Annotated in this window: 23 protein-coding genes and 1 tRNA gene; 16 read left to right on the top strand and 8 right to left on the bottom strand. The window is 72.4% G+C overall.

Translation table 11 applies throughout. The features are described 5' to 3' along the window. Positions 1 to 2: 2 nt before the first annotated feature. Genes cydC through ACH5HR_RS03640 form a run of 4 tightly spaced genes read right to left on the bottom strand, consistent with a single transcriptional unit; the run spans position 3 to position 6052 of the window. Positions 3 to 1748 carry a thiol reductant ABC exporter subunit CydC gene (gene cydC, locus ACH5HR_RS03655; RefSeq protein ID WP_416476292.1) on the bottom strand — a complete coding sequence of 582 codons (1746 nt, stop codon included), beginning with the start codon at positions 1746 to 1748 and terminating at the stop codon, positions 3 to 5. Then, positions 1745 to 3469: a thiol reductant ABC exporter subunit CydD gene (cydD, locus tag ACH5HR_RS03650; RefSeq protein ID WP_416476414.1), complete on the bottom strand. Its 1725-nt coding sequence runs from the start codon at positions 3467 to 3469 to the stop codon at positions 1745 to 1747. Before cydD ends, cydC begins: the two co-directional genes overlap by 4 nt. 1 nt (position 3470) lies before the next feature. After that, positions 3471 to 4520, bottom strand: a complete 1050-nt coding sequence (gene cydB, locus ACH5HR_RS03645) for a cytochrome d ubiquinol oxidase subunit II (RefSeq protein WP_402371027.1) — start codon at positions 4518 to 4520, stop codon at positions 3471 to 3473. A gap of 32 nt (positions 4521 to 4552) precedes the next feature. Continuing rightward, positions 4553 to 6052, bottom strand: coding sequence for a cytochrome ubiquinol oxidase subunit I (locus ACH5HR_RS03640; protein ID WP_416476290.1), 1500 nt, complete (start codon positions 6050 to 6052; stop codon positions 4553 to 4555). Positions 6053 to 6786: 734 nt separating this feature from the next. Here ACH5HR_RS03640 and ACH5HR_RS03635 point away from each other — a divergent pair. Together ACH5HR_RS03635 and ACH5HR_RS03630 are read left to right on the top strand one after the other, a co-directional pair. Continuing rightward, positions 6787 to 9948, top strand: coding sequence for an Rne/Rng family ribonuclease (locus tag ACH5HR_RS03635; RefSeq protein WP_416476412.1), 3162 nt, complete (start codon positions 6787 to 6789; stop codon positions 9946 to 9948). A 101-nt stretch (positions 9949 to 10049) separates the two neighbouring features. Beyond that, on the top strand, positions 10050 to 10628 hold the full coding sequence (locus tag ACH5HR_RS03630; RefSeq protein ID WP_416476288.1) for a thymidine kinase: 579 nt from the start codon (positions 10050 to 10052) through the stop codon (positions 10626 to 10628). A gap of 29 nt (positions 10629 to 10657) precedes the next feature. On the opposite strand, the gene ACH5HR_RS03625 is transcribed toward ACH5HR_RS03630, so the two are convergent. Next, positions 10658 to 11758, bottom strand: coding sequence for a fatty acid desaturase family protein (locus tag ACH5HR_RS03625; protein ID WP_416476287.1), 1101 nt, complete (start codon positions 11756 to 11758; stop codon positions 10658 to 10660). A 136-nt stretch (positions 11759 to 11894) separates the two neighbouring features. Then, positions 11895 to 12503 carry a protein-L-isoaspartate O-methyltransferase family protein gene (locus ACH5HR_RS03620; protein WP_416476285.1) on the bottom strand — a complete coding sequence of 203 codons (609 nt, stop codon included), beginning with the start codon at positions 12501 to 12503 and terminating at the stop codon, positions 11895 to 11897. Positions 12504 to 12764: 261 nt separating this feature from the next. Here ACH5HR_RS03620 and rplU point away from each other — a divergent pair, with 261 nt between their 5' ends. From rplU to ACH5HR_RS03565, 11 genes are all read left to right on the top strand, one after another. Beyond that, entirely contained in the window at positions 12765 to 13073 is a 309-nt protein-coding gene (gene rplU, locus ACH5HR_RS03615) for a 50S ribosomal protein L21 (protein ID WP_402372073.1), read from the top strand. A 68-nt stretch (positions 13074 to 13141) separates the two neighbouring features. Continuing rightward, on the top strand, positions 13142 to 13402 hold the full coding sequence (gene rpmA / locus ACH5HR_RS03610; RefSeq protein ID WP_277211664.1) for a 50S ribosomal protein L27: 261 nt from the start codon (positions 13142 to 13144) through the stop codon (positions 13400 to 13402). 116 nt (positions 13403 to 13518) lie between these two features. Further along, positions 13519 to 15042: a GTPase ObgE gene (gene obgE / locus ACH5HR_RS03605; RefSeq protein ID WP_416476284.1), complete on the top strand. Its 1524-nt coding sequence runs from the start codon at positions 13519 to 13521 to the stop codon at positions 15040 to 15042. A gap of 25 nt (positions 15043 to 15067) precedes the next feature. Continuing rightward, positions 15068 to 16222 (top strand): glutamate 5-kinase, encoded by a 1155-nt coding sequence (gene proB, locus ACH5HR_RS03600; RefSeq protein WP_416476283.1) that lies wholly within the window; start codon positions 15068 to 15070, stop codon positions 16220 to 16222. 10 nt (positions 16223 to 16232) lie between these two features. Beyond that, on the top strand, positions 16233 to 17564 hold the full coding sequence (locus ACH5HR_RS03595) for a glutamate-5-semialdehyde dehydrogenase (RefSeq protein WP_416476281.1): 1332 nt from the start codon (positions 16233 to 16235) through the stop codon (positions 17562 to 17564). A 58-nt stretch (positions 17565 to 17622) separates the two neighbouring features. Beyond that, on the top strand, positions 17623 to 17775 hold the full coding sequence (locus tag ACH5HR_RS03590; protein WP_402371054.1) for a hypothetical protein: 153 nt from the start codon (positions 17623 to 17625) through the stop codon (positions 17773 to 17775). A gap of 15 nt (positions 17776 to 17790) precedes the next feature. Next, complete coding sequence (gene nadD / locus ACH5HR_RS03585; protein ID WP_402371056.1) at positions 17791 to 18396, top strand: nicotinate-nucleotide adenylyltransferase; 606 nt, start codon at positions 17791 to 17793, stop codon at positions 18394 to 18396. Then, complete coding sequence (locus ACH5HR_RS03580; protein WP_416476279.1) at positions 18389 to 19495, top strand: hypothetical protein; 1107 nt, start codon at positions 18389 to 18391, stop codon at positions 19493 to 19495. The genes nadD and ACH5HR_RS03580 overlap by 8 nt, the downstream gene beginning before the upstream one ends. Then, the gene (rsfS, locus tag ACH5HR_RS03575; protein WP_402371062.1) at positions 19492 to 19935 is read left to right on the top strand and encodes a ribosome silencing factor; all 444 of its coding nucleotides are present in this window, start codon (positions 19492 to 19494) and stop codon (positions 19933 to 19935) included. The genes ACH5HR_RS03580 and rsfS overlap by 4 nt, the downstream gene beginning before the upstream one ends. A gap of 7 nt (positions 19936 to 19942) precedes the next feature. After that, positions 19943 to 20629 (top strand): histidine phosphatase family protein, encoded by a 687-nt coding sequence (locus tag ACH5HR_RS03570; RefSeq protein WP_402371064.1) that lies wholly within the window; start codon positions 19943 to 19945, stop codon positions 20627 to 20629. A 78-nt stretch (positions 20630 to 20707) separates the two neighbouring features. Continuing rightward, positions 20708 to 20783 (top strand) — tRNA-Ala (locus ACH5HR_RS03565). A 153-nt stretch (positions 20784 to 20936) separates the two neighbouring features. On the opposite strand, the gene ACH5HR_RS03560 is transcribed toward ACH5HR_RS03565, so the two are convergent. Continuing rightward, positions 20937 to 21467, bottom strand: coding sequence for a transcriptional regulator (locus tag ACH5HR_RS03560; RefSeq protein WP_416476277.1), 531 nt, complete (start codon positions 21465 to 21467; stop codon positions 20937 to 20939). A 150-nt stretch (positions 21468 to 21617) separates the two neighbouring features. On the opposite strand from ACH5HR_RS03560, the gene ACH5HR_RS03555 reads away from it, so the two are divergent. The 3 genes from ACH5HR_RS03555 to ACH5HR_RS03545 are packed head-to-tail and all read left to right on the top strand — an operon-like array spanning position 21618 to position 25503. Next, positions 21618 to 22862, top strand: coding sequence for an aspartate aminotransferase family protein (locus tag ACH5HR_RS03555; RefSeq protein ID WP_416476275.1), 1245 nt, complete (start codon positions 21618 to 21620; stop codon positions 22860 to 22862). Positions 22863 to 22885: 23 nt separating this feature from the next. Then, positions 22886 to 24109 carry an ectoine hydrolase gene (gene doeA / locus ACH5HR_RS03550; protein WP_416476274.1) on the top strand — a complete coding sequence of 408 codons (1224 nt, stop codon included), beginning with the start codon at positions 22886 to 22888 and terminating at the stop codon, positions 24107 to 24109. A gap of 11 nt (positions 24110 to 24120) precedes the next feature. After that, positions 24121 to 25503, top strand: coding sequence for an aldehyde dehydrogenase family protein (locus ACH5HR_RS03545; protein ID WP_402371083.1), 1383 nt, complete (start codon positions 24121 to 24123; stop codon positions 25501 to 25503). A 170-nt stretch (positions 25504 to 25673) separates the two neighbouring features. Here ACH5HR_RS03545 and ACH5HR_RS03540 read toward each other — a convergent pair whose 3' ends face one another. Further along, complete coding sequence (locus ACH5HR_RS03540) at positions 25674 to 25802, bottom strand: hypothetical protein (protein WP_402371085.1); 129 nt, start codon at positions 25800 to 25802, stop codon at positions 25674 to 25676. Positions 25803 to 25882: the final 80 nt, after the last annotated feature.

The following is a 25882-nucleotide window of genomic DNA, read 5'->3' as shown; positions in this document are numbered from 1 at the left end:
GCTCAGGCGGAGCCAGGGCCGGCTCCGGCCGAGGTCAGCTCCTGGGTCGCGGCCCAGCGGTAGGCCGGGACGTCACGGAGCAGCTCGGCATGGGTGCCCCGCGCGACGACGCGAGCCGGCACGCCGGCAGGATCTGCGTCGTCGTGCCCGAGCAGGAGCACCTCGTCGGCCGCTCCGAGCGGGGCGAGGCGGTGGGAGGCGACCACCACGGCCCGGCCGCTGGTGCGGGCGATCTTCGCGAGGGTCTCGACGAGCGCGTCGGCCGTACGGGCGTCGAGGTGCTCCGCCGGCTCGTCGACCAGCAGCACACGCTGCGGAGCGAGCAGCGCCCGCGCGACGAGGAGGCGTCGTCGTTCACCGCCCGAGACGTCGCTGCCGCCGGTGTCCAGCAGCGTGCCGAGGCCGTCGGGCAGCCCGTCGAGCCAGTCGTCGAGCCCGACGGCGGCCAGGGCGTCGTGCGCCTCGCGCTCGTCGACGTCCGCCCGGGCCACGCGAAGGTTCTCCAGCACGGTGGTGCCGAAGACGTGGCCGTCCTCGGCGACGAAGAGGCCCTGCCCGTGCACCTCGCCCTCCGCGGGCGCGAGGAGCCCGGCGGCCGTGAGCAGCAGCGTGGACTTGCCGACGCCCGACGCCCCGGCCAGCGCGACGACCGAGCCCGGCCCGACGGCGAGGTCGACGCCCTCGACGACCGACGTACCCGCCGGGCCGCCCCACCCGGCGGCGACGCCGTCCAGGACCAGCCGGCCGGACGCACCGGCCCGGGTCTGCGGTCCGTCGGGTCCGGGCCGTGCCGGGGCGTCGGGGGAGAGCAGCTCGAGCAGGCGCCGCGCCGCCGCACGGGACCGGCGCAGCTGGACCGCGGCGGCAGGCAGGGCCGCGGTCACCTCGAACACGGCCAGCGGGGTCAGGACGACCACGGCGAGCTCGGTCGCGGCGAGGTCCCCGGCGAGCGCCGCCGGGACGCCGAGCAGCAGGCAGCCGAGCACGGCGAGGGTCTGGGCACCCGCCTCGAGGCCGGCGGAGACGCCCGCGACGCGCGCGCCGTCGTCGGTCGCGGCGGCGAGGCGGTCCTCAGCCGTGGCCAGGCCGGCCCGGCGGTCGGCGAGCCGCCCGGCGACCCGGAGCTGCTGGCCGTCCTCCAACAGCTCGAGCGTGCGCGCCGATACCTCGCCGCGCGCCGCCGCGCCCCGCACCTCGACGGACGCCGACGCGCGGGACGCCAGCCACGGGGAGACCACACCGGTCAGGAGCAGGCCGGCTAGCAGCACGAGCCCGGCAGGGGGCAGGAAGACCCCCACCAGCACGACGGAGCCGATCCCCGTGACGACAGCGACGGCACCAGGGATGAGCGCTCGGACGACGACGTCCCCCACGGCGTCGACGTCGTTGCCGACCCGCGCGAGCAGGTCGCCACGCCGCAGCGCCACGACGTCGGCGCCGCCGCGGGCGATCCGGTCGTACAGGTTGGCACGCAGCGCGGCCATGCCCCGCAGCGCGACGTCGTGGGACGCGAGCCGCTCGAGGTAGCGGAAGAACGCCCGGCCCGTGCCGAACGCGCGCACGCCGACGGCCGCCACGGACAGCACCAGCACGGGTGGCATCTGCGAGGCACGCGCGACGAGCCACGCGGCCGCGGCCGCCAGCCCGATCGCGCACACGAGGGTGAGCGTGCCGAGCGCGACGGCACGGGCCACCCGGCCCCAGCGGATCTCGAGCAATGGCAGGAGCTGCCGCAGCGGGTCGGTCACGACCCCACCACCTCTCGCGCCTCGACGTCGACGACCTGGTCGGCCAGCGCGAGCAGGGACGCCCGGTGCGCGACGACGACGACGGTCCGCCCGGCCTCCCGCCACGTCCGCACGGTGTCCAGCACCACCTGCTCGCCGCGGGCGTCCAGGTGGGCCGTCGGCTCGTCGAGCACCACCACGGGACGGTCGGTGGCACCGACGAGCGTCCGGGCCAGGGCGATCCGCTGGCGCTGCCCGACGCTGAGCCCGACGCCGCCGAGGCCCACGCGGGTATGCCAACCGTCCGGCAGGTCAGCGAGGACGGCGTCGAGCCCGGTCGTGCGAGCAACGGCGTCCAGCGTGGCCGGGGGGACGTCGCGGCCGTCCGTGACGACGTCGTGCACGGTGCCCGGACCGATCGCCGGGCGCTGCGGGACCCAGGCGACCTGCTCCCACCACGCCGTGGCGTCGACGTCGGCCAGGTCCTGCGCCGCGTCCTGCGCCGGACCTGGAGCGAGGAGGACGCGTCCGGAGTCGGGGCGCAGCAGGCCGAGCAGGAGCAGCACGAGCGTCGACTTGCCGGCGCCGCTGGGCCCACGCAGCGCGACCACCCGGCCGCCGCCAGGCTCGCCGGTGCCGAGCGTGATGCGGGCCGACAGGTGCGCGGGCGCGTCGACGTGCCGCCCCGGCGCGCGCACGGTGACGTCGTCGAGCACGAGCGCTCCCCCGACGGCGCGGGGAGGCTGCCGGTCCCCGGCCGGCGCGACGGGGGAGTCCAGCACACCGAAGGCGCGCGCCGTGGCCGCCAGACCGTCGCTCGAGGCGTGGAACTCCGCGCCGACGCGGCGCAGCGGCAGGAAGATCTCCGGAGCGAGGACGAGCACCGCCAGGGCGGGCACGAGCTCGACGCCCCCGTGCACCAGACGCAGCCCGACACCCACCGCGATGACCGCGACGCACAGCGTGGTCAGCAGCTCGAGCACCGCCCCGGACAGGAACGCGACCCGCAGCGTCTTCATGGTGGCCCGCCGGGACGACTCGCCGAGCGCCCGCACGCGAGCGGCCGGGCCGACCTCCCGACCGAAAGCCCGCAACGTCGGCAGGCCCGCGACGAGGTCCAGCACCTGCGATCCCAGGCGCTCCACGGTGGCGAGCCGTCGCTCGGACGTACCCGCCGTCATCGTGCCGATCAACCACATGAAGAACGGCACCAGCGGCAGCGTCGCCGCGGCGACCAGCGCCGAGATCCAGTCGAGGCCCAGCACCACCAGGACCGTCGCCGGGGTGACGAGGGCCGTCAGGAGCAGCTGCGGCAGGAACCGGACCAGGTACGGCTCGAGGTCACCGAGCCCCCGGGTGGCGAGCGTGGCGACGTCGGCGGGCCGCGCTCCGGCCGGAGGCCGCGGACCCAGCGCCACCGCGCGCGTCACCACCTGCCGGCGCAGGTCCGCCACGACCCGCGTCGCGGCGCGGCGCCCGAACCGTTCCTGGGCCCAGGCCACCAGGGTGCGGCCGACGGCGGCACCCGCCAGTACCGCGGACCAGCGGACGAGCTCGGCCCGGTCGACCGTGCCGTCGAGACCGGGGCTCGTGGCGACCACGACGGGCGCGAGAGCGTGCGCGATCGCGAAGGCCTGCACCACCACGAGCGCAGCCGAGGCAGCACCCAGCGCCGTGGTCAGCAGGACGTAGGAGCGGGCGGCGCGGGCCTGGCGCAGCAGCCGTGGGTCGAGCGGCCGCACCTCAGAACGCCGCATCCTTGATCTTCTGCCACGACAGCCCGGCAGGGGCCGGGATGTCCCGCGTGCTCAGGCGACGGCGGAAGACCCAGTACGTCCAGGCCTGGTAGGCGATCACCAGCGGGGTGAGGAACACGGCCACCCAGCTCATCACCGTCAAGGTGTAGTCGGTGGAGGAGGCGTCGGCCACGCTGAGCGCCACGCCACCGTCCACGGCCGGGATCACGTCCGGGTACATGGAGCCGAAGATGAGCACCACGGCCGCCACGATGGTGACCGCCGACAGGGTGAAGGCGATGCCCTCGCTGCGGGCGCGCGTGGCGACGACCACCCCGACGAGGCAACCGGCCGCCACGACCACTGCCGCCCAGGTCCACGGGACGGAGTAGGCCACCTGCGCCCAGACGGCCCAGCCGCCGGCCACGACCAGCGCGACCATCGACAGGCCCGACGCGAGCCGGGCCGCACGACGGCGGATGTCCCCGTCGGTCTTCAGCGCGACGAAGACGGCGCCGTGCAGCAGGAACAGCGTCGCCGTCGTCAGACCGCCCAGCAGCGCGAAGGGGTTGAGCAGGGCCCAGAAGCCGCCGACGTACTGGTGGTCGGCGTCGAGCAGCAGCCCCCGCACGAGGTTGCCGAACGCCACGCCCCACATCACGGCGGGGATCCACGAACCGGCCTGGATCGCCAGGTCGCAGCGCCGCGCCCAGACGGCGTCGGCGATCTTGCCCCGGTACTCGAACGCGACGCCGCGGGCCACCAGCCCGACCAGGATGATGAGCAACGGAAGGTAGAAGCCGGAGAACATCGTCGCGTACCACTCGGGGAACGCGGCGAACGTCGCGCCGCCCGCGGTGAGCAGCCACACCTCGTTGCCGTCCCAGACGGGGCCGATCGTGTTGACGAGCACGCGCCGTTCCTTCTCCCGGTGCTCGCGGTCGCCGCGGGGCAGGATCGAGAGCAGCATGCCGACACCGAAGTCGAAGCCCTCGAGCACGAGATAGCCGGTCCACAGCACGGCGATGATGACGAACCACAGGATCGCGAGGTCCACGTCAGGTCTCCAGTCTCTTCAGGTCCGGGCGATCAGTACGCGAAGGACAGGGGGCGGTCGGAGTCGTCGGCTTCCTGCGCCTCGGGCGACTCGTCGCGCACCGTCTCCGGTGCGCCCTCGATCGTGTACCGGTGCATGAGGCGGTACCAGACGACGGCGAGCACCGCGTAGACGACGGTCAGGACGATCATCGAGGTCAGGATGACGCCGGGAGGGACCGCGGTGGACACGCCGCGCTCGGTGAGCAGCCGGATCTGGTCGATGCCGGTCGGGTTCGGTACCACCACCCACGGCTGGCGTCCCACCTCCGTGAAGATCCAGCCGAAGGAGCAGGCGGCGAACGGCATGGGGATGGCGAGGAGACCGAGGCGTGACAGCCAGACGTTGTCGCTCACGCGTCCCTGGCGCGTGAACCACAGGGCGGCCAGGGCGAGCGCCACGGAGAACGCGGCGAGGCCGATCATGAGCCGGAACGACCAGTAGGTGATGGCCAGGGGTGGCGTGTACGTGACGGGGTCGCCGGACGCCGTGGTGTCGCCGTACCGCTCGGTGTACTCCTCCTGGACGTCGTAGACGCCGGGCAGGTAGGACTCGGGTCCGGAGAACTGGCCGGTGCCCAGGAAGCTCGTGACGCCGGGGATGGAGATGAGGTGGTCGACGTCCTCGCACCCGGCGTGCAGCGGCCCGACGGCGAGGATGGAGAACTCCGCCGACTCGGTGCCCTCGCACAGCGCCTCGGCGGAGGACATCTTGCCGGGCTGCTGTTCGTACATGAGCTTGCCCTGGACGTCGCCCGACCAGATGAGCCCTGCGCCGGAGACGATCATCACCCAGATGCCGACGCGCACGGCGGGGCGGTAGACGGTCCGAGCGGTCTCGATGTGCTCGGGCCTGCGACTGCGGACGAGGCGCACCATCCACCAGGTCGCGATGCCGGTGACGAACGTGCCGGCGGTGAGGAATGCGGCTGTGATGGTGTGGGGGAACGCGGCCAGGAGGGTGTTGTTGGTCAGCACCGCCCAGATCGACTCCATCTCGGCGCGGCCGGTCTCGGGGTTGAAGACGGCGCCCACGGGGTGCTGCATCCACGAGTTGGCGGCGAGGATGAAGAACGCCGACAGGTTGGTGGCGAGCGCGAAGAGCCAGATCGAGGCGAGGTGGATCTTCTTCGACACGCGGTCCCAGCCGAAGATCCACACGCCCAGGAAGATCGACTCGACGAAGAACGCGGCCAGCGCCTCCATGGCCAGCGGTGCGCCGAACACGTCACCGACGAACCGGGAGTACTCGCTCCAGGCCATGCCGAACTGGAACTCCTGCCAGATGCCGGTGACGACACCGAGGGCGAAGTTGATCAGGAGGAGCTTGCCGAAGAACTTGGTCAGCCGCAGCCAGCGTTCCTTCTGCGTGACGACCCACGCCGTCTGCATCCCGGCGACGATCGGCGCGAGCCCGATCGTCAGCGGGACGAAGATGAAGTGGTAGACGGTGGTGATGGCGAACTGCCACCGAGCCAGGGCGAGAGCGTCCACGAACGGACTCCTTGGGTGCGAGGCACGTCTTGTGAAGATCTTCACGAACGTTCTCGTGAAGATCTTCACAAGTCAAGCCGGAGCGGACGACTGTGAGCGGCGCCACGCCGACCTGGCCGCCTCGGTCTGCACCTTGATCCAGGAGTGCGATACTGGACGGCAGACCGCCGGGGCCACATCCCCCGGCCGGTCGACAAGCTTGCAGCTCCCGCGTCCCGCACGCGGTGCCGCGGCGGGGCGTGAAGGGGCCCGGCAGCCGGCGGCCGCGAAGACGGGGGTGACGCAGCCGAGACCGAGACTTCCGTCCGGGCGGCGCGCTGAGCAGCGCTGCCACCCCGACGGCGACCACCCGGCGGCCGGTAGGTGTGGGCCGGCGACCGGGAGCAGGAGCGTATTTCGTGACGTCCGACATCCCGACCGGCGACCAGGCGACGAACGAGGCCGGGAGCACCCCGCCCCGCCGCGCGACCCGCCGCCGGGTCACCCGGCCGACCTCGGCCCCGCAGACCACCGGCCCCGCACCGATCGTCGTGCCCGCCACGCCGGCACCGGAGACGGCAGGACCCGCTGACGAGCCGACGCAGCCGCCGGCGACCTCCGCGCCCGAGCAGCCCGTCGTCGGCGAGGCTCCGGCCTCCGGCTCCGGGCGCCGCCCGCGCCGGGCGACCCGTCGCACCGCCGGACCCGCCACGAAGGCGGCCGCAGACGCCGCGTCGTCGGCCGTCGAAGCACCCATGACCGACAGCGCCGACACCACCGCGAGCCCGGAGCCGATCACGCTGCCCGAACCTGCTCAGGAGCCGGCCGCGTCCGCCTCGTCGCTGTCGTTGGACGACATCGTCCTCCCCGGTGGCCCGGAGACCGCGCCGTCGTCCGCGCCGAAGAAGTCCTCGCGCACCAAGAGCGCGGACCAGGCCGAGCAGCCGCCGAGGCGGTCCCGGTCGCGCGCGACGAAGAAGGCCGAACCGGCCGCCGCAGCGGAGCCCGCACTCGAGCCCGCAGCAGAGCCCGCACCTGAGACGGCGGCGCCCAAGCGGCGCCGGGCCGGCCGCGCGGCTGGTGCGTCCGCGGAGGCCACGGCGCCGGCGGCAGAACCCGAGGCCGAGAAGCCTGAGGCCGAGAAGCCCGCGGCCGAGTCCGAGGCGTCGACCGCGCGCACCGCCGGCGGGGCGGGCACACCGCGCCTCGCGACCACCGCGCTGCTGTTCCAGGCCCCGGAGATTTCCGGGGCCCGCAAGTCCCGCCGGGCCCAGGCGCCGGCAGGCCCGCCGCGGTCGCACGACGACGTCGCCGAGCGCACCGGCTCGGGGCCCGAGCAGACCGGCGAGACCGCCGCGACCACCGAGCCGGCCGAGGAGCCGACGACCGGCCAGCCGGCCGCGAAGACCCGGAGGGCGACGAGATCGACGGGCCAGGGCACCCGGTCCACGAAGGCGCTCGAGGAGGCCGTCGAGTCCTCAGCCGCCGAGGCGCCCGGGACGTCTTCCGCCGAGCCGGAGGAGGCCGCGTCGGAGGAACCGGCGGCGCTCACGCTGAGCGAGGCCGAGGAGGCCGCCGTCTCCGAGCTCGAGATCATCGAGACCGAGCTGGAGTCGGAGGGTGTCACGCTCCCCGAGCTGCGCCCCGAGGACTTCCGTGAGGACGGCGAGGAGTCCGAGATCCGCCCGCGGCGCCGCCGTCGTCGTGGTGGACGGGGTCGCCGGGGTGGCCGCAAGGTCGACCCGCGTGACGACGACGAGCAGGACGACGAGCAGGGCGAGGACAGCGCCGACGAGTCGACGGCCTCGGCGGACGAGGGCACCTCGCAGCCGTCGAAGGCCGCCGAGCAGGACGACGCGCCCGCCGAGACCGGTGCCCAGCGGGAGAGCGGGCCGGAGGACTCCGACTCGTCGAGCTCGAGCCGTCGTCGTCGACGCCGCCGTCGCGGCGGCCGCGGCAGCGACCGGGACACCGGCCGCAGGGAGCGGGCCGAGGACGAAGTCACCGCACTGAAGGGGTCCACCCGGCTCGAGGCGAAGCGTCAGCGTCGCCGGGACGGGCGCGACGCGGGGCGCCGCCGCCAGATCATCACCGAGGCGGAGTTCCTGGCACGGCGCGAGTCCGTGCAGCGCTCGATGTTCGTGCGTGAGGAGGACGGACGCACCCAGATCGCCGTGCTCGAGGACGGCGTCCTCGTGGAGCACTACGTCTCCCAGCAGGAGCAGGCCTCGATGGTGGGCAACGTCTACCTCGGCCGCGTCCAGAACGTCCTGCCGTCCATGGAGGCGGCGTTCGTCGACGTGGGCAAGGGCCGCAACGCCGTGCTCTACGCGGGCGAGGTCAACTGGGACGCCGCCGGCATCGACGGCCAGCCGCGCCGCATCGAGGAGGCCCTCAAGTCGGGCGACTCCGTGCTCGTACAGGTGACCAAGGACCCGATCGGGCACAAGGGCGCCCGGCTGACCTCGCAGATCACGCTCGCCGGTCGCTACCTGGTGTTCGTGCCCGGTGGTGGCATGACCGGCATCAGCCGCAAGCTGCCCGACACCGAGCGCAGCCGCCTCAAGAAGATCCTGCGCGACGTCGTCCCGGAGGGCGCCGGCGTCATCGTGCGGACCGCCGCCGAGGGAGCCTCGGAGGACGAGCTGCGCGCCGACGTCGGACGGCTCGAGGCGCAGTGGAAGGCGATCAGCGACAAGGCGGCCAGGTCGTCGACCAGCGCGCCCAGTCTGCTGCAGGGTGAGCCGGACATGGCGATCCGCGTGGTCCGTGACATCTTCAACGACGACTTCACCTCGCTCGTCGTGCAGGGCGACCACGCGTGGTCCGAGATCTCGTCCTACGTGGCCGAGCTCGCACCCGACCTCCGGGAGCGGGTCTCGCGGTGGAACGAGCCGGGCGACGTCTTCGCCAAGCACCGTGTCGACGAGCAGCTCGCCAAGGGCATGGACCGCAAGGTGTGGTTGCCGTCCGGCGGGTCGCTCGTCATCGACCGGACCGAGGCGATGACCGTCGTCGACGTCAACACCGGCAAGTTCACCGGCTCGGGCGGCACGCTCGAGGAGACCGTGACCCGCAACAACCTGGAGGCGGCGGAGGAGATCGTCCGTCAGCTCCGCCTGCGGGACATCGGCGGCATCATCGTGATCGACTTCGTCGACATGGTCCTTGAGTCGAACCGTGACCTCGTGCTGCGCCGGCTGGTCGAGTGCCTCGGCCGGGACCGCACCAAGCACCAGGTGGCCGAGGTCACCTCGCTCGGTCTCGTCCAGATGACGCGCAAGCGCGTGGGGCAGGGGCTCGTCGAGGCCTTCTCCTCGACCTGCGAGCACTGCAAGGGCCGTGGCTTCATCGTCCACAGCGAACCGGTCGAGCGGGGCGGTGCCGTGTCGTCGGGTGCCGGCGACGACAGCTCCAAGCGGTCACGCCGCAAGCGTGGCGGTGCCAAGAAGGAGGAGTCGCAGCCGTCGGGCGCCGACATGGCCAAGCTGCCGGACGACAAGTCCGAGGCACGCGAGGCCGTCAAGGCGACGCTGGCCACGATCGCCGCCGCAGCAGCCCATGCCCACGACCACGACGAGCACCACGGCGGCGAGGAGCCGGCACGGGCTGCCGACACCGTGGCCTCGGCGGAGACCGTGGACCCGCCGGAGCCGGTCACCGAGGGCACTGCCGCCGAGTCGGGCGCCGCGGTGGAGGCGGCGGTGGAGGCGATCGTGCTGCCGGAGCCGGCACCCGAGCCGGTCGAGCGGCGGGAGCCGGTCTCGGACCTGCGCGCCGCCGCTGCGGACGCACCGGAGGACGAACCGGCTCCGGAGCCGGCACCCGCCAAAGGAGCCGGAGCCGAGGAGGCTCCTGAGCAGGCTGATGACGAGGCTGCGACGCTGACGGACGGTCCGCCGGCCGACGGCCGGTAGCTCGTCCACGCCGCACGCCCGTGCCCGCCCTCAGGGGACGGGTACGGGCGTGCGGCGTTTCCGGGCCGTTCGACCGCCGGGCGGATGCTTGACTGGACCGTATGGATGACGGTCGAGACGCCGGTCGCCTGACGGTGATCGGCGGCCCCATGTTCGCCGGCAAGACAGAGGAGCTGGCCCGGATGGTCCGGCGCGCGCAGATCGCCGGGCGCGAGGTGCTGACCGTGGCGCACACCTTGGACGTCCGCTACGGGGCGGGGGTGGTGGCGTCCCACTCGGGCGTCGAGATCGCGTCGCGGTCCGTGGACGGACCCGCGGAGATACCCGGCCTCGTCGGTCCACGGACACGGATGGTGGCGGTCGACGAGGCCCAGTTCTTCGGGCCCGAGCTCGTGGCGGTCGTCCTCGACCTGCTCGACTCGGGCCTCGACGTCGTCGTCGCGGGACTCACGGTGACGTTCGACGGGCGCCCGTTCGAACCGGTGCCCGCACTCATGGCGCTGGCCGAGACCGCCGCGAAGCTCACCGCCGTGTGCGCGGTGTGCGGACGGGACGCCGCCTACCACGTGCGGTTGCCCGACGCGGATGTGCTGCCCGGCGACGCCCTCGTCGCCGTCGCCGCTCACGTCGGGGGCACGGACTCCTACCAGGCGCGCTGCCGGGCGCACCGTCGGGCCTGAGGTCGGCCTCGGACCGCGGCCGACCTGCCTCAGTAGCCGCGCAGCTCCTGCCGCAGCGGGCAGTCGAACGGGTCACGGGCGGCGAGGCCCACGCGGTTGAGATAGCGGACGACGATCGCGTAGGACGCGACGAGGCTCGTCTCCGTGTACGGCAGGCCGTGGTTCGCGCAGTGCTCACGGACCAGGAGGCGCGCCTTCGCCAGGCTCGGCCGCGGCATGCTCGGGAACAGGTGGTGCTCGACCTGGTGGTTGAGCCCGCCCATCAGGACGTTCATGAACCAACCACCGCGGATGTTCCGGGAGGTCAGGACCTGCTTGGACAGGAAGTCCATCTTGACGCCCGCCGGGACGATCTTCATGCCCTTGTGGTTCGGGGCGAAGGAAGCGCCCATGTAGACGCCGAAGACGGCGAGCTGAACACCGATGAACGCCGCGGCGAGCCCGGGCGGCATGAACCAGAAGATCACGGCGACATAGAGCGTGAGGCGGACGGCGATCGTGACGAGCTCGCGACGGCGGGTGGCGAGGGTCTTCGGGGGGCCGGTCAGCAGCGACCGGATCGAGGTCACGTGCAGGTTGAGCCCTTCGAGGGTCAGCAGGGGGAAGAACAGCCAGCCTTGACGTCGGGTGATGTGGCGCAGCGGGCCGCGGACCTCGGCGGCGGCCTCCGGGGTGAACCGGATCGTGTCGGCCGCGATGTCCGGGTCCTTGCCCACGTGGTTCGGGTTGGCGTGGTGACGCGTGTGCTTGGTCATCCACCACGAGTAGCTGATACCGACCACGGCGTTGGCCAGCCACCGCCCGACCCGGTCGTTGACCGGTCCGCTCGCGAAGACCTGCCGGTGCGCGGCCTCGTGGGTCAGGAAGGCGATCTGCGTCAGCACGAGGCCGAGCGCCCCCGCCATGAGGAGCTGGAACCAGGAGTCACCGAGCAGCACCATCCCGGTGATCACCCCGCCGAGCGCGAGGGTCACACCGATCCCGGTCCAGAGGTAGTACCCGTAGGCCCGGCGGAGCAGCCCCGCCTCCCGCACCTGTCGTGCGAGGTCGCTGTAGCTGCTCGTGAACTTCGCAGCAGCGCTGGGCGGGGGACCGTTGTCGTCGATGACGGACGGGGCGGAGGGGGCCATGCATGCCTCGCAGAGGGGTCGGTGTCGACTTCCCAGCCGAGATGGTGGGCAGGTGCCCGGTCGTGCAGATGGCCCGAGCCTACGGGACCGTAGGTTCCGGGGCAGCGACCCCCACGTGAAGGTCTCGCGCAGGTGCTCAGTCCTGGACGAGGGGGACGAAGCTGTACGTGCCGTGCTCCGTGGTGCGTACAGCGCCGTCGTCGGACCGCTCGACCAGCAGCATGGCGTGGCGCACCGGGATGACCATCCGTCCCCCGGGGGCGAGCTGCTCCACCAGTTCCCCCGGTAGCTCGTCGGGCGATGCCGAGACCAGGATGCGCTGCCATCCGCCGTCACGGGGCGACCCGAGCGTGCCGCTCGTGGCCGGCACGACCTGTGCCCACGGCGTCGCCTGCCGAGCCAGGTTCGCGGCGCCCCAGGCCGCGATCTCGGGCACGAGCTCGACGCCGAGCACCTCCCCGGTCGGCCCGACCAGGTGTGCGAGCAGCGCCGTCGTCCATCCCGACCCGGACCCGACGTCGAGCACCGTGGCGCCACGGTGCACCTGCAGGAGCCTGAGCATGGCGGCGACGGTCGACGGCTGCGAGCAGGTCTGCTCGTGGCCGATGGGCAACGGCCTGTCGGCGTCCGCGACGTGCCGTTGCGCGCGTGGCAGGAATCCGCGACGGTCCACGGCGCGCATGGCCGTGGCGACGGCGTCGTCGCCGTCGCCCCGTGCCCCGGGCGGCTCGGGAGCGGATCTCACGTGATTATCATGGGTCGCTGCCGAGTCCCTCGCGAACCCGCAGGCGGGGACCAGTGGGTCAGGTCACGCTCTCCTGGGCCCTGCGGCAGTTGATCGCAGCTGGCGGCGTCGCGTAGAGTAATGCGTCGGCGCGCCCTCAGCGTGCCTGTCCCGTGTGCCCTCGGCGCACCGCACTCGACCGCCGCGGCGGACCGAGTCCCAGATCAAGCCGGTGACCGACGTCGTGCGAGCACGCCAAGACCAGGAGAGATGAGCATCAGCATGGTGTACGCGATCGTCAAGGCCGGTGGCCGTCAGGAAAAGGTGTCCGTGGGCGACATCGTCGTCATGGACCGCATCCAGGTGTCGGCCGGAGACAGCGTGGAGCTGCCTGCCATCCTGCTCGTGGACGGGGAGAAGGTGACCTCCGACGCTGAGAAGCTCGCGAAGGTCAAGGTCACCGCGGAGGTCGTCCGGGACGCCAAGGGCCCGAAGATCACCATCCACAAGTACAAGAACAAGACCGGCTACCGGAAGCGCCAGGGTCACCGCCAGCAGCTGACCCGCCTGAAGGTCACCGGCATCAAGTGATGTCCGGCGGGCGTCGCCGCCCGCCAGGTTCCCCGCACTCTTCGTACTTCTGAGAAAGCAGGTCAGACATGGCACACAAGAAGGGCGCGAGCTCCTCGCGCAACGGTCGTGACTCCAACGCGAAGTCGCTCGGCGTGAAGCGCTACGGCGGCCAGGTCGTCGGCGCGGGCGAGATCATCGTCCGCCAGCGCGGCACCCACTTCCACCCGGGCGAGAACGTCGGCCGCGGTGGCGACGACACGCTGTTCGCGCTGGCTGCCGGCGAGGTCGCCTTCGCGACGCGTCGTGGTCGCAAGGTCGTCGACATCGTCGCGGCCGCGCAGGCCTGATCCACCGGATCCGAGCCGCGCGCAGCGGACCGCTGCCGCACTTCCCACGAGGGGCGCACCATCTCGGGTGCGCCCCTCGTGCTGTTCTCCGCCTGCCGTCCTGAGAGGATCTACCCATGGCCAGCTTCGTCGATCGAGTGGTGCTGCACGCCGCCGGCGGTGACGGCGGGCACGGGGTCGCGTCTGTGCACCGTGAGAAGTTCAAGCCGCTCGGCGGGCCCGACGGCGGCAACGGCGGCGACGGCGGCAGCGTCCGGCTCGTCGTGGACGCCCAGACGACCACGCTGCTCGAGTACCACCACTCGCCCCACCGCCGCGCGCCCAAGGGCGGGCAGGGCATGGGTGACGACCGGGACGGGGCCAAGGGCGACGACCTGATCCTGCGTGTCCCCGACGGCACCGTCGTCAAGGACCGCGACGGCGGCGTGCTGGCCGACCTGGTCGGCGACGGCACCGAGTTCGTCATCGCCGAGGGCGGTCGCGGCGGGCTGGGCAACCGCGCGCTCGCCTCGCCGAAGCGCAAGGCGCCCGGCTTCGCGCTCCTCGGCGAGCCGGGCGAGGAACGCGACGTCGTCCTCGAGCTCAAGTCGATCGCCGACGTCGCCCTGGTGGGCTTCCCGAGTGCCGGCAAGTCGTCCCTGATCGCCGCGGTCTCCGCGGCCCGGCCGAAGATCGCCGACTACCCCTTCACGACGCTGGTGCCCAACCTCGGCGTGGTGCAGGCCGGAGACGTCCGGTACACCGTCGCCGACGTCCCCGGGCTGATCCCCGGCGCGAGCGAGGGCAGGGGGCTGGGCCTGGAGTTCCTGCGCCACATCGAACGCACGGCCGTCATCGTGCACGTGCTCGACTGCGCCACGCTGGAGCCCGGGCGTGACCCGATCAGCGACCTCGAGGCCCTCGAGGCCGAGCTGGCCGCCTACGCAGGTGACCTGGAGATCGAGGGCGGCAGGGTCCCGCTGCTGGAGCGTCCTCAGCTCGTCGTGCTCAACAAGATCGACGTCCCCGAGGCCCGCGAGCTCGCGGACTTCGTCCGGCCGGAGCTGGAGGCGCGCGGACTGCGGGTTTTCGAGGTCTCGACGGCCTCCCACGAGGGGTTGCGACCGCTGACCTTCGCGCTCGGTGAGATCGTCGCCAGGGCCCGCGCCGCGGCACCGCCGCCCGAGCCGGCCCGGGTGGTCCTGCGTCCCCGGGCCGTCAACGACGCCGGGTTCACGGTCACGCGCCGCACGGACGGCAGCACCGGCCACGTGTACTTCCTGGTCGAGGGGCGCAAGCCGCACCGCTGGGTCCGCCAGACGGACTTCAACAACGACGAGGCGGTCGGGTACCTCGCGGACCGCCTCGCCAAGCTCGGCGTCGAGGACCGGCTCCTCAAGGCCGGTGCCGTCGCGGGCGACGAGGTGCGCATCGGCACCGAGCGTGACGCCGTCGTCTTCGACTGGGAACCCACCATGGCCACTGGTGCCGAGCTGCTGGGCGCCCGGGGCACCGACCTGCGCTTCGAGCACGAGTCGCGACCCACGCGTGCGCGCAAGCGCCAGGAGCACAGCGAACGGATGGACGCCAAGACGGCGGCGCGCGAAGAGCTGTGGAGGGAGCGCGACGCGGGTCACTGGGCGGACCCCGCCGACGACTGACGGCGGTTGCGGGGATGATGGCCTCGTGAACGCCACCTCCCGCTCTGCGCTGCCCGCCGCTCGTCGGCTCGTCGTCAAGATCGGCTCGTCCTCGCTGACGCGACCGGACGGCCACCTCGACGTGGTGGCGCTGCGCGCACTGGTGGACGTCCTGGCCGCGCGCCGCGCGAAAGGCCAGGAGGTCGTGCTCGTCACGTCCGGGGCGATCGCCGCGGGTATCGGGCCTGCCGGGCTGACGTCGCGGCCGCGCGACCTCGCGACCATGCAGGCCTGCGCGATGCTCGGCCAGGGTCAGCTCGTGGCGCGCTACAGCGAGGCGTTCGCCGCGCACGGGCTCCGGGTCGGCCAGGCGCTGCTCACGGCGGAGGACACGGTGCGCCGCGTCCGGTACCGCAACGCGCAGCGCTCCCTCGAGAAGCTTCTCGCGCTCGGCGTGGTGCCGGTCGTCAACGAGAACGACGCCGTGACCATCGACGAGCTGCGCTTCGGCGACAACGACCGCCTCGCCGCTCTCGTGTCCCACCTGGTGCGGGCCGACGCGATGGTCCTGCTCACGGACGTCGACGGTCTGCACGACGCTCCGCCGAGCCGTCCCGGTGCTCGCCGGATCTCCCACGTGGCGGACCTCGCCGACGTGGCGGGGGTCGAGGTGACGGCGCGGGGCAGCAGCGTCGGCACCGGCGGGATGGTCACCAAGCTCGAGTCGGTGCGCATCGCGACGGAGGCCGGGGTGCCCGTGGTCCTCACCGCCGCCGCGAACGTGGCGCAGGCGCTGGCGGGCGACGACGTCGGGACGTTCTTCACCGCCGGAGGCAAGCGCACCACCGCCCGGCGGCTGTGGATCGCGCACGCGGCACGGGCCGCGGGCGTCCTGCACCTCGACGACGGCGCCACGCGCGCGGTGCTCGGCGGTCGCGCCTCCCTCCTGCCCGCCGGGATCACCCGGGTGGAGGGACAGTTCGACGCCGGCGACCCGGTCGAGCTGGTCGGTCCGGACGGCACCGTGGTCGCCCGTGGGCTCGTCGCCTACGACGCGACCGAGCTGCCGCCGCTGCTGGGACGATCCACCTACGAGCTCCGGGAAGACCTCGGCGAGGGGTACGACCGTGAGGTCGTGCACCGCGACGATCTGGTGCTCGAAGGACGGAACGGCCTGTCCTCGTCGGCCTCGGCGTCGTAGTCTCGAGGGCATGACCACGACGTTCGAGACCGCAGCGACCGCGACGCCCGGCCCTGCCCAGCGACCGCAGCCGGACGCCGAGGTGACGGCCGCCGTCCAGGACGTCGCGCGCCGCTCGCAGACGGCGTCGCGCGTGCTGGCCACCGCCACCCGGGCCGAGAAGGACGAGACGCTGCACGCGCTCGCCGACGCCCTCGTGGCGGCGTCGGACGAGATCGTGTCGGCGAACGCCGACGACGTCGCCCGCGGGCGGGGGAACGGCATGAGCGAAGGCCTGCTCGACCGCCTCACGCTCACCGGCGAGCGCGTCGTCGCCATCGCCGACGCCCTGCGCGAGCTCGCCGCGCTGCCCGACCCGGTCGGGGAGGTGGTGCGCGGACAGACGCTGCCCAACGGCCTGCGGATGCGTCAGCTCCGCGTCCCGATGGGTGTGGTCGGCATGATCTACGAGGCGCGCCCCAACGTCACCGTGGACGCCGCCGGGCTGGCGCTCAAGTCCGGCAACGCGGTCATCCTGCGTGGGGGCAGCGCCGCGGCGTCGTCGAACACCAGGATCACGGCGGTCCTGCGAGCGGCGCTCGAAGCGCGCGGCCTGCCCGCCGACCTGATCCAGTCCATCGACGTGTACGGCCGTCCTGGCGGGGTCGCCCTCATGCAGGCGCGTGGTCTGGTGGACCTGCTCGTGCCGCGCGGCGGAGCCGATCTGATCCGCACCGTCGTCGAGCAGTCGACGGTACCGGTCATCGAGACCGGCACGGGCAACGTGCACGTGTACGTGGACGCCTCGGCGGACACCGCGACCGCCGTCGAGATCATCATGAACGCCAAGACGCAGCGCGTCGGGGTCTGCAACGCCGCGGAGACCCTGCTGGTGCACGCGGACGCTGCCGCGCGCTTCCTGCCCGTCGCGCTGGCCGCGCTCAGCGGGGCGGGCGTCGTCCTGCACGGTGACGAGGGAGCGCGGGCGTCGGCCCCCGGGGACGTCGCCGTCACCCCGGCCACGGACGAGGACTGGGCGACCGAGTATCTCGCGCCAGAGCTCGCCGTCCGGGTGGTCGACTCGCTCGACGAGGCCATCGAGCACATCCGCACGTGGAGCTCGGGTCACACCGAGGCGATCGTCACCCGCGACCTCGCAGCGTCCGAGCGGTTCGTGGCGGAGGTCGACTCCGCGGCCGTGATGGTGAACGCCTCGACCCGGTTCACCGACGGCGGCCAGCTCGGCATGGGGGCGGAGATCGGCATCTCCACCCAGAAGCTCCATGCTCGTGGACCGATGGGGCTCGCCGAGCTGACCACGACCAAGTGGGTGGTGCACGGTGACGGCCACGTACGGCCCTGACCGCACGGCGTGAGAGACTGTGCCCCGACTTGCCCCGACTACTTCTTGAGGAGCCCCCGTGCTGCACACCGCCGTCCAGGTCGCCGAGGAGGCAGCCGAGCACGCGTCGTCCGGCATCCCGCCCGTCATGCTCGGTGTGATCGCCTTCGGGGGATTCGTCGTCGCGCTGCTCGCGACGTTCGCCTTCCGCAACGCCAGCAACAAGCACTGACGAGACCGCCTACCGGTGAGTGAGCAGCGGCGTCCCCGGATCGGGGTGATGGGTGGCACGTTCGACCCCATCCACCACGGCCACCTGGTGGCCGCGAGCGAGGCCGCGGCGTTGCTCGACCTCGACGAGGTCGTCTTCGTGCCGACGGGCAAGCCGAGCTTCAAGCAGGACACCCGCGTGTCGCCCGCCGAGCACCGCTACCTCATGACGGTCATCGCCACGGCGTCCAACCCGCGGTTCACGGTCAGCCGGGTCGACATCGACCGGCCCGGCCTGACCTACACGGTCGACACGCTGCGCGACCTGCGGCAGGATCGGCCCGACGCCGACCTGTACTTCATCACGGGTGCGGACGCGATCGAGCAGCTCCTGACATGGAAGGATGCGGGGTCGCTGTGGGAGATGGCGCACTTCGTGGCCGTCACCCGGCCCGGTCACCGGCTCACGGTCGACGGCCTGCCCTCCGAGGGCGTCACCACGCTCGAGGTGCCGGCGCTGGCCATCTCGTCCACGGACTGCCGTCGGCGCGCGGAGGCGGGCCAGCCGGTCTGGTACCTGGTGCCGGACGGCGTCGTTCAGTACATCGCCAAGCACGGTCTGTATCGAGGTCTCGATGAGTGACAACACGTCCCGGCCGCTGACGCGGCGGGAGATCCGCGAACGCGAGCAGGCCGCCGCCGAGGCGGCGGCCCGACAGGCAGCACCGCCCGGCCAGTCCGCGCCCGCTCCCGGCGCCGGTCCCGCGGCCTTCGGTCGTGGGGCGCAGAGCGCCTCGTCGGCGCCTCCCGCGGCCGCACCGCCGTCGCGCCGCTCGCTGCGCGAGCAGCACCCCGGCGCTGCGAGCCCGTCGCCCGGTCCCGCGCCGACCGTCCGCCCGCCGTCGACGTCCGGGGGAGTGCGGGGCGTCGACGAGACGGGCCGGCTGACCCCGGTGCGCCGTCCCGGTGGTGATCCGGGCGCCGGCGGGTCTCCGGCACCCGCCGCTACGCCCCGGACTCCCACGCGGAGCTCGCTGCGTCCGTCGCCGTTCGGTGGCGAGAGCGGCCCGGCGGCCGGCGGGGCGTCGCCCGCACGGACAGAGTCGCCTCGCGCCGCGTCCCCCGGTGGACCTGGCGCGACGCGCCCCGGCGGCGCGCCCGCTCCGGCTCCTGGCCCGGAGGCCGCTCCGTCACCGTTCGACGCCGGCGGGCCGAGCCGGCGTTCGGCCTTCGGCTCGTCGTCCGGATCTCCTGGCGCTCCTGTCGCGCCGCCCGCGAGCACGCCGCCTGCGGCGGCTCCGACACCTTCCCGCACGGCACCGGCGTGGCCTGGCGCGGCGAGCTCCTCGGGCCCGGGCGCTCCCTCGAACCAGGATCCGGACGCGACCGCCGTCGCACCCGCGCTGCCGTGGGGCACAGCGACGAGCGGGTCGGGCGCCGCGGCCCCCGGAGCGCAGGCACCTGCGCCACCGCGACAGGAGGCGCCGGGTGCGTCGCCCTTCGCCTCTGTCGTCGGGGAGGGGCGGCCCGCGCGGGTCGACCAGGACCTCGACGACGACGACGAGTGGGACGAGCCGGAGCCGTCCTACACCTGGCTGCACTACATCGTGCTGGTGGTCGTGGCATTCATCCTCGGCGCACTGGTCTGGAACCTCCTCCTCGACGGTCCCGACACGGAGGACTTCGGCACCGAGGAGGCATCGGCTCCCGTGACGCTGATGCACGAGGGAGGGCCGCGATGACGGCCACGGACCGTGCGGTCGAGCTGGCCATCACCGCGGCTCGTGCCGCGTCCGGCCGCAAGGCGCAGGAGATCATTGCCCTCGACGTCAGCGAGCAGCTGGTGCTCACCGACGTCTTCCTCATCGCGTCCGGCACGAACGAGCGACAGGTCGGCGCCGTCGTCGACGCCGTCGAGGAGGCGATGTTCGCCGCGGGGGCGAAGGCGATCCGTCGCGAGGGCAAGGCGGAGGCGCGCTGGGTCCTCCTCGACTTCGGCGACGTCGTCGTGCACGTCCAGCATGCCGAGGATCGTGTCTACTACGCCCTCGAGCGGCTCTGGAAGGACTGCCCGGCGATCGAGCTGCCCGAGGACGCCCGTGGCGGCGACGGTGCGGCGGCCCGGGAAGAGTTCGGTGACACCCCGCCTGACGGGACGATCCGCCTGGCCGGCGGGCGGTGAGGCGGTCGTGACGGCAGGCACGATCGTGCTGCTGCGCCACGGTCGCACGGCATACAACGCCGCGATGCGGCTGCAGGGTCAGATCGACATCCCGCTCGACGAGGTCGGCCGCTGGCAGGCTGCTGAGGGAGCGTCCGCCCTCGTGGCCTCGCACCGAGCGGCGCGGATCGTCTCGTCGGACCTCGTGCGTGCCGTGGACACCGCGAACGCCTACGCGGCGCTCGTCGGCGCTGCGGTCGAGGTCGACGTGCGGCTGCGTGAGAGGTCCTTCGGCGACTGGGAGGGTCTGACGGCACCGGAGATGGCCGCCGGCTGGCCGGCCGAGCGCGAGGCATGGCGGTGTGGCGGCGAACCGCAGGGCATCGGTGCGGAGACCAAGGCCGCAGTGACCGACCGGATGGTCGCGGCGGTGCTCGAGCACGCCGACCGCCTGGGAGGTGACGAGTGTCTCGTGGTCGTCTCGCACGGGGCGGCGATCTCCCTGGCGATCACCGGCCTGCTCGGGCTGGACGCCACGGGCTGGCGCGGCATCTCCGGCGTGGACAACGTCCACTGGTCCCACCTGCACCGATCCGCGCCGGGAGCGGTGCCAGGATGGCGGCTGGTGGCCCACAACGTGGGGGCTGGGTACCCGCTCGACCGCTGGCAGGCGGGCCCGCACGCGGATTTGGAGCCTGAGCCCAAGTCTGCCTAAGATATCTCCGTTCCCGAGGGGCGAAAGCCCGGAGGAAGTGCACGAACTATCCGAATCCGGCGTCCTCGCCAGGTTCTCGGGGCTGTGGCGCAGCTGGTAGCGCATCTGCATGGCATGCAGAGGGTCAGGGGTTCGAGTCCCCTCAGCTCCACCATTGAAGGCGTACGAGGCGCTTGACACCAGCGGAAGCTGGCAAAGGTGCGAGGGCGGCGATGGGCTCAGCGAGCCGGATCGTCGCCCTTTTCCCGTGCGCGGGTCTCGCTCGCCGAGCCTCGATGCCACCTGACGAAGACCGCACGCGGAGACGTCACCCGTCCATGAAGTCGTCGCTGCCCCGGTCGATGCCGAGGGTGGCGATCAGGTCTTCGTGGAGCTGGAACCAAACTCTGTGACAGGAGTCCACGCTGGTCTGGTCGATCCAGTCGTGCTGCCCGACTCTCGCTCGTCGCAGCGCTGCATCGAACCGGGACGTGTAGCCACCGAAGCGTGGCAGCACTGCGGAGAGGCTCTCGACCAGCGGTGCGAGTTCCTGACCGAGTGCCGTGAGCTCATCGAGGACGCGGTCGTCCCAGGCGGGGTCGGTGTGGTCGTTGAGGGCGAGCTCGTCTGCTCCTGAGGGTTTCGTCTGCCAATCGGAGACGGCACGGAGCAGGCGAGCGTTGGGTGGAAGGAACGCGCGGTAAGCAGTCGCCACCACGCCTGCGGGGTCAGCGTCCGAGCGCTCTGCCGCGAGCTGACGCTCGTTCGCGACCTTGCCCGAGTCGGTGAGCGACCAGCCGTCGAGGTCGGCGAAGGCGGTGTGCTGCACCCATCCTTTGCGCTTCGCCTCGGTCAGCACCCGCAGCACTTCTGCGTGGACCGGGTTCCCCCAGACGCTCCGCCCCTGAGTGCGCGCCGTCGCCCGGTCGGCGGCGCGAGCCGCCGACGCCGCGGTCAACCATGCGCCGCATCTGTTGACAGGCCTCAGGGGGACACGTACAAGTGGTCAATGGAGGCGTTCGCGAAGTGGGAATCTGAGATCCGCGGCTACAGCCGCACCTATCCGACGGTCTTTGCCTCGGCATCGAACGCGCGTCAGGTCGACGAGGCCGGCAAGAGTTATGTCGACTTCTTCGCCGGCGCGGGCGTGCTGAACTTCGGCCACAACAACCCGCGCATGAAGCGCGCGATGATCGAGTTCCTCGAGGCCGACGGCGTGGCGCACAGCCTCGACATGGCGACCACGACGAAGCGCGACTTCATCGAGAAGTTCGCGCAGACCGTGCTGGCCCCCCGGGACATGAGCATGAAGATGCAGTTCATGGGCCCGACCGGCACCAACGCCGTCGAGGCCGCGTTGAAGCTTGCTCGCCGGGTCACCGGGCGCCGGGACGTGGTCGCCTTCACGCACGGGTTCCACGGCATGACGCTCGGGGCCCTGGCCGCGACGGCCAACGACTACTTCCGCAACGCGGCGGGGGTACCGCTGGACAACGTGGTGCGGCTGCCGTTCGAGACGGCGCCCGGCGGGGGCGTCCAGGCGATCGAGGACTTCCGCGCGCTCCTCGCCGACGCCTCGAGCGGGTTCGTCCCGCCCGCGGCGTTCATCGTCGAGACGATCCAGGCTGAGGGCGGCGTCAACGTCGCGAGCGCCGAGTGGCTGCGTGCCGTCCAGGACCTCGCCCACGAGGTCGGCGCGCTGTTCATCATCGATGACATCCAGGTCGGCTGCGGCCGGACCGGGAGCTACTTCAGCTTCGACGGGATGGGGCTCGACCCTGACATCGTCTGTCTCGCCAAGGGCATCGGGGGGTTCGGAACGCCGCTGGCCATGAACCTCGCCAAGCCGGAGCACGACGCGCACTGGTCGCCCGGGGAGCACACGGGGACGTTCCGCGGCCAGGGGTTGTCCTTCGTGGCCGGCCGCGAGGCCCTGACCTACTTCGACGACGACGTGCTCATGGACGAGGTACGGACCAAGGGCGAGACCATGGCGAGGTCGCTGCATGCGCTCGCCGGCGACGTGGACGCCGGGTTCGACGTCCGAGGGCGCGGCATGGTCTACGGGCTCGACGTCGGAGACGGTGCGCTGGGCAAGGCCGTCGTCGCCGACTGCTTCGCCTCCGGGATGCTGATCGGTGCGTGCGGCAGCGGTGGGCGCGTGCTGAAGCTGATCCCTCCGCTGACCATCTCCCAGGAGGACCTCGAGGAAGGCTTGCAGATCCTCGACAAGGCTGTGCGACGTGCTGTCTGACACTTGACCGACAGGAGGCCGGGATGAACCCCCGCGAGGACATGACGTTCCCGTTCGAGGAGTACGAGAGGCGCGTGGGCGAGCTGCGCCGACGCATGGCCGACCGGTTGCTGGACGCGGTGGTGATCACCGACCCGGAGAACCTGATGTACCTCACGGACTACCAGACGACGGGCTACTCCTTCTTCCAGGCGCTGGTGGTCCCGCTCGAGGGCGAACCCTTCATGATCACGCGAGCCATGGAGGAGTCGAACGTCCATGCCCGGACCTGGGTCGAGACGACCCGGCCGTACCCCGACACCGGTGACGCGATCCAGGGGCTGGTCCAGGCGATGCGCGAGTTCGGCCTCCACACGAAGGAGGTCGGTTACGAGCGCAACAGCTACTACTTCCCGGCGTACCACCAGGACTACATCCACGCGAGCTTCACGGAGGGCCGGTTGCTCGACTGCTTCGGCATCGTCGAGGAGGGACGGGTGTGCAAGTCCCCGGTCGAGATCGAGGTGATGCGCAAGGCCGCGCAGGCCACCGAGGCCGGGATGCGGGCGGGCCTGGAGGCCTGCGTCGCCGGGGTGACGGAGAACGACATCGCGGCGGAGATCAGCTCGGCGATGTTCCGCGCGGGCGGCGAGTTCCCCGCCGTGATGCCGTACGTGACGTCCGGACCGCGGAGCATGATCGGTCATGCGACCTGGGAAGGACGGACCGTCCAGCCCGGGGAGCACGTGTTCCTCGAGGTCGGGGGGTGCTTCCGTCGCTACCACACGGCGATGATGCGGACCGCCGTCCTCGACGACCTCTCGGGCTCGATGCTCGAGGCGCAGGAGCGCATGAAGCTGGCCCTGGCCGAGGTGAAGGCGGCCATCCGCCCGGGCCTGACCGTGTCCGACGCCGACAACATCGTGCGCAGCATCATCAGCGACAACCGGATCGGTGCCCGGCTGATCACGCGGTCCGGCTACTCGATCGGCATCGCGTTCCCGCCGAGCTGGGACGAGGGCTACATCCTGAGCCTCAACCAGGGCAACCCGGCCATCCTGCGCGAGGGGATGACGTTCCACATCCTGCCGTGGATGTGGGGGGTCGACGGCGACAAGACCGTCGGCATCTCCGACACCGTCCACGTCACGGCCGACGGGTGCGAGTCCTTCTTCACCCTCGACAAGGACTTCGTCACCAAGCCCGATCACGCGGCGAGCGCCGTGCCGCACGAGGGCGCCACGCCCATCCGTCCCGAAGTCGCCTGAGAGGAGCATCCATGCTGACTGCGATCGACCCCAGCACCGGACAGGTCGTGCGAGAGGTCGCGCCGGCCGGCGCGGCAGAGGTGGAGCCGTTGCTCGCCGCCGCAGAGGCTGCGCGGGCGGACTGGACGGACCGAGGCCTGGACGGGCGGGCAGAGGTGCTGCGCGGGGTGGCCGCCAGGCTGCGGGCACAGGTCGAGGAGCTGGCCCCGCTGATGACGGAGGAGATGGGCAAGCCGATCGGTGAGGCGCGCGGCGAGGTGGAGAAGGCGGCGTGGTGCTTCGAGCACTACGCCGACCACGGTGCCGACTATCTGGCTCCAGAGTCCATCGACTCCGACGCCACCCACAGCTATGTGCAGCACCTGCCGCTCGGCACCGTCCTCGGGGTGCTGCCGTGGAACGCACCGTTCTGGCTCGCCGCGCGGTTCGCCGCCCCGGCGCTGATGGCGGGCAACACGTGCCTGATGAAGCACGACCCGCACGTGCCCGGTTGCGCACGGGCGATCGCGCAGGTGGTGGGCGCCGAGCTGGCGGCGGCCGGTGCACCGGCCGGTGTGTTCGGCAACCTGCCCCTGGAGACGCCCGCGGTGGCCGACGTCATCCGCGACCGGCGTGTCGACGCGGTGTCCTTCACGGGGTCCGCGAAGGGCGGCGCGGCCGTCGCGAGCCTGGCGGCCGGCGAGATCAAGCCCACGGTCCTGGAGCTGGGCGGTTCGGACCCGTGCCTCGTGCTGGCGGACGCCGACCTGGACGCCGCAGCCGACACGATCACGCTGTCCCGCATCATCAACGCGGGCCAGTCGTGCATCGCCGCGAAGCGGATCATCGTCGAGTCCGCGGTCTACGCCGACATGGTCGAGCGCCTGCGCGTGCGACTCGAGAAGCTGACCGTGGGAGATCCGCGCTCGGCAGGGACCGACGTGGGCCCCATCGCGCGCGAGGACCTGCGCGACGGTCTGCACCGGCAGGTGGCCGAGACGGTCGACGCCGGCGCCCGCCTGCTCCTGGGCGGCGAGATCCCGCCGGGGCCGGGCTACTTCTACCCGGTCACGCTGCTCGCCGACGTCACGGAGGGCATGACGGCGTGCCGGGAGGAGACGTTCGGGCCGGTCATGGTGGTCATGGAGGCGGCCGACGTCGAGGAGGCGCTCGCCATGGCGAACCGGACCGACTACGGCCTGGCGGCCAGCGTCTGGTCGACGCCGGAGCGCGGCGAGGCGATGGCGGGACGGATCGCGGCCGGACAGGTGGCGGTGAACGGCATCGTCAAGACCGACCCCCGGTTGCCGAGCGGGGGGATCAAGCGTTCCGGCTACGGCCGCGAGCTGGGGCCGCACGGCATCCGCGAGTTCGTCAACGCCCAGCAGGTCTGGGTGGGGCCGCGCCGCGGCTGACCGTGCACCCGGGCCGCACGAGGGCACCCGGCGAGGTGGTCCCCTCCCGGGGACTCGAGGTCACGGTATGAGCGTGCCGGGCAGCACGCGATCCACGACGAGGATCAGCATGCTGACACCTGCCGCGCCGAGCAGCGTGGCCGCGATGAGCAGGGACATCGAGCGTCTGGTCATGACGTTCCCTCCGGGCCTCGCGTGCTCGCGGCGCGGCCGGCCCGGGCGTCGAGGACTGCCCCGACCGCGGCGAGCACCGCACTGGCTGCCACGACGGTCAGCAGCAGCTTCCCTGTACGCATCATGGGTCCATCGTCGCGTGCGCGGTGGCGTCGGCGGATCCACCTGAGGTACCTCGTCGCGTCCTCCTTTGGGAGGAGGCCCC

It is taken from the genome of Isoptericola maris (assembly GCF_048065335.1).
Lineage (GTDB): Bacteria > Actinomycetota > Actinomycetes > Actinomycetales > Cellulomonadaceae > Isoptericola > Isoptericola rhizosphaerae.
Note: the sequence above shows the minus strand (reverse complement) of the source record. Positions and strands in the feature narration are given on the sequence as shown.

Excerpts from the sequence above, each read along its gene's own strand:
- ACH5HR_RS03545 (WP_402371083.1), top strand. The coding sequence starts at position 24,121 with ATGCTGACTGCGATCGACCCCAGCACCGGACAGGTCGTGCGAGAGGTC.
- ACH5HR_RS03580 (WP_416476279.1), top strand. The coding sequence starts at position 18,389 with ATGAGTGACAACACGTCCCGGCCGCTGACGCGGCGGGAGATCCGCGAA.
- rplU (WP_402372073.1), top strand. The coding sequence starts at position 12,765 with ATGGTGTACGCGATCGTCAAGGCCGGTGGCCGTCAGGAAAAGGTGTCC.
- ACH5HR_RS03630 (WP_416476288.1), top strand. The coding sequence starts at position 10,050 with ATGGATGACGGTCGAGACGCCGGTCGCCTGACGGTGATCGGCGGCCCC.
- ACH5HR_RS03625 (WP_416476287.1), bottom strand. The coding sequence starts at position 11,758 with ATGGCCCCCTCCGCCCCGTCCGTCATCGACGACAACGGTCCCCCGCCC.
- ACH5HR_RS03555 (WP_416476275.1), top strand. The coding sequence starts at position 21,618 with ATGGAGGCGTTCGCGAAGTGGGAATCTGAGATCCGCGGCTACAGCCGC.
- ACH5HR_RS03595 (WP_416476281.1), top strand. The coding sequence starts at position 16,233 with ATGACCACGACGTTCGAGACCGCAGCGACCGCGACGCCCGGCCCTGCC.
- rpmA (WP_277211664.1), top strand. The coding sequence starts at position 13,142 with ATGGCACACAAGAAGGGCGCGAGCTCCTCGCGCAACGGTCGTGACTCC.
- ACH5HR_RS03635 (WP_416476412.1), top strand. The coding sequence starts at position 6,787 with ATGACCGACAGCGCCGACACCACCGCGAGCCCGGAGCCGATCACGCTG.
- rsfS (WP_402371062.1), top strand. The coding sequence starts at position 19,492 with ATGACGGCCACGGACCGTGCGGTCGAGCTGGCCATCACCGCGGCTCGT.
- ACH5HR_RS03540 (WP_402371085.1), bottom strand. The coding sequence starts at position 25,802 with ATGATGCGTACAGGGAAGCTGCTGCTGACCGTCGTGGCAGCCAGTGCG.
- doeA (WP_416476274.1), top strand. The coding sequence starts at position 22,886 with ATGAACCCCCGCGAGGACATGACGTTCCCGTTCGAGGAGTACGAGAGG.
- obgE (WP_416476284.1), top strand. The coding sequence starts at position 13,519 with ATGGCCAGCTTCGTCGATCGAGTGGTGCTGCACGCCGCCGGCGGTGAC.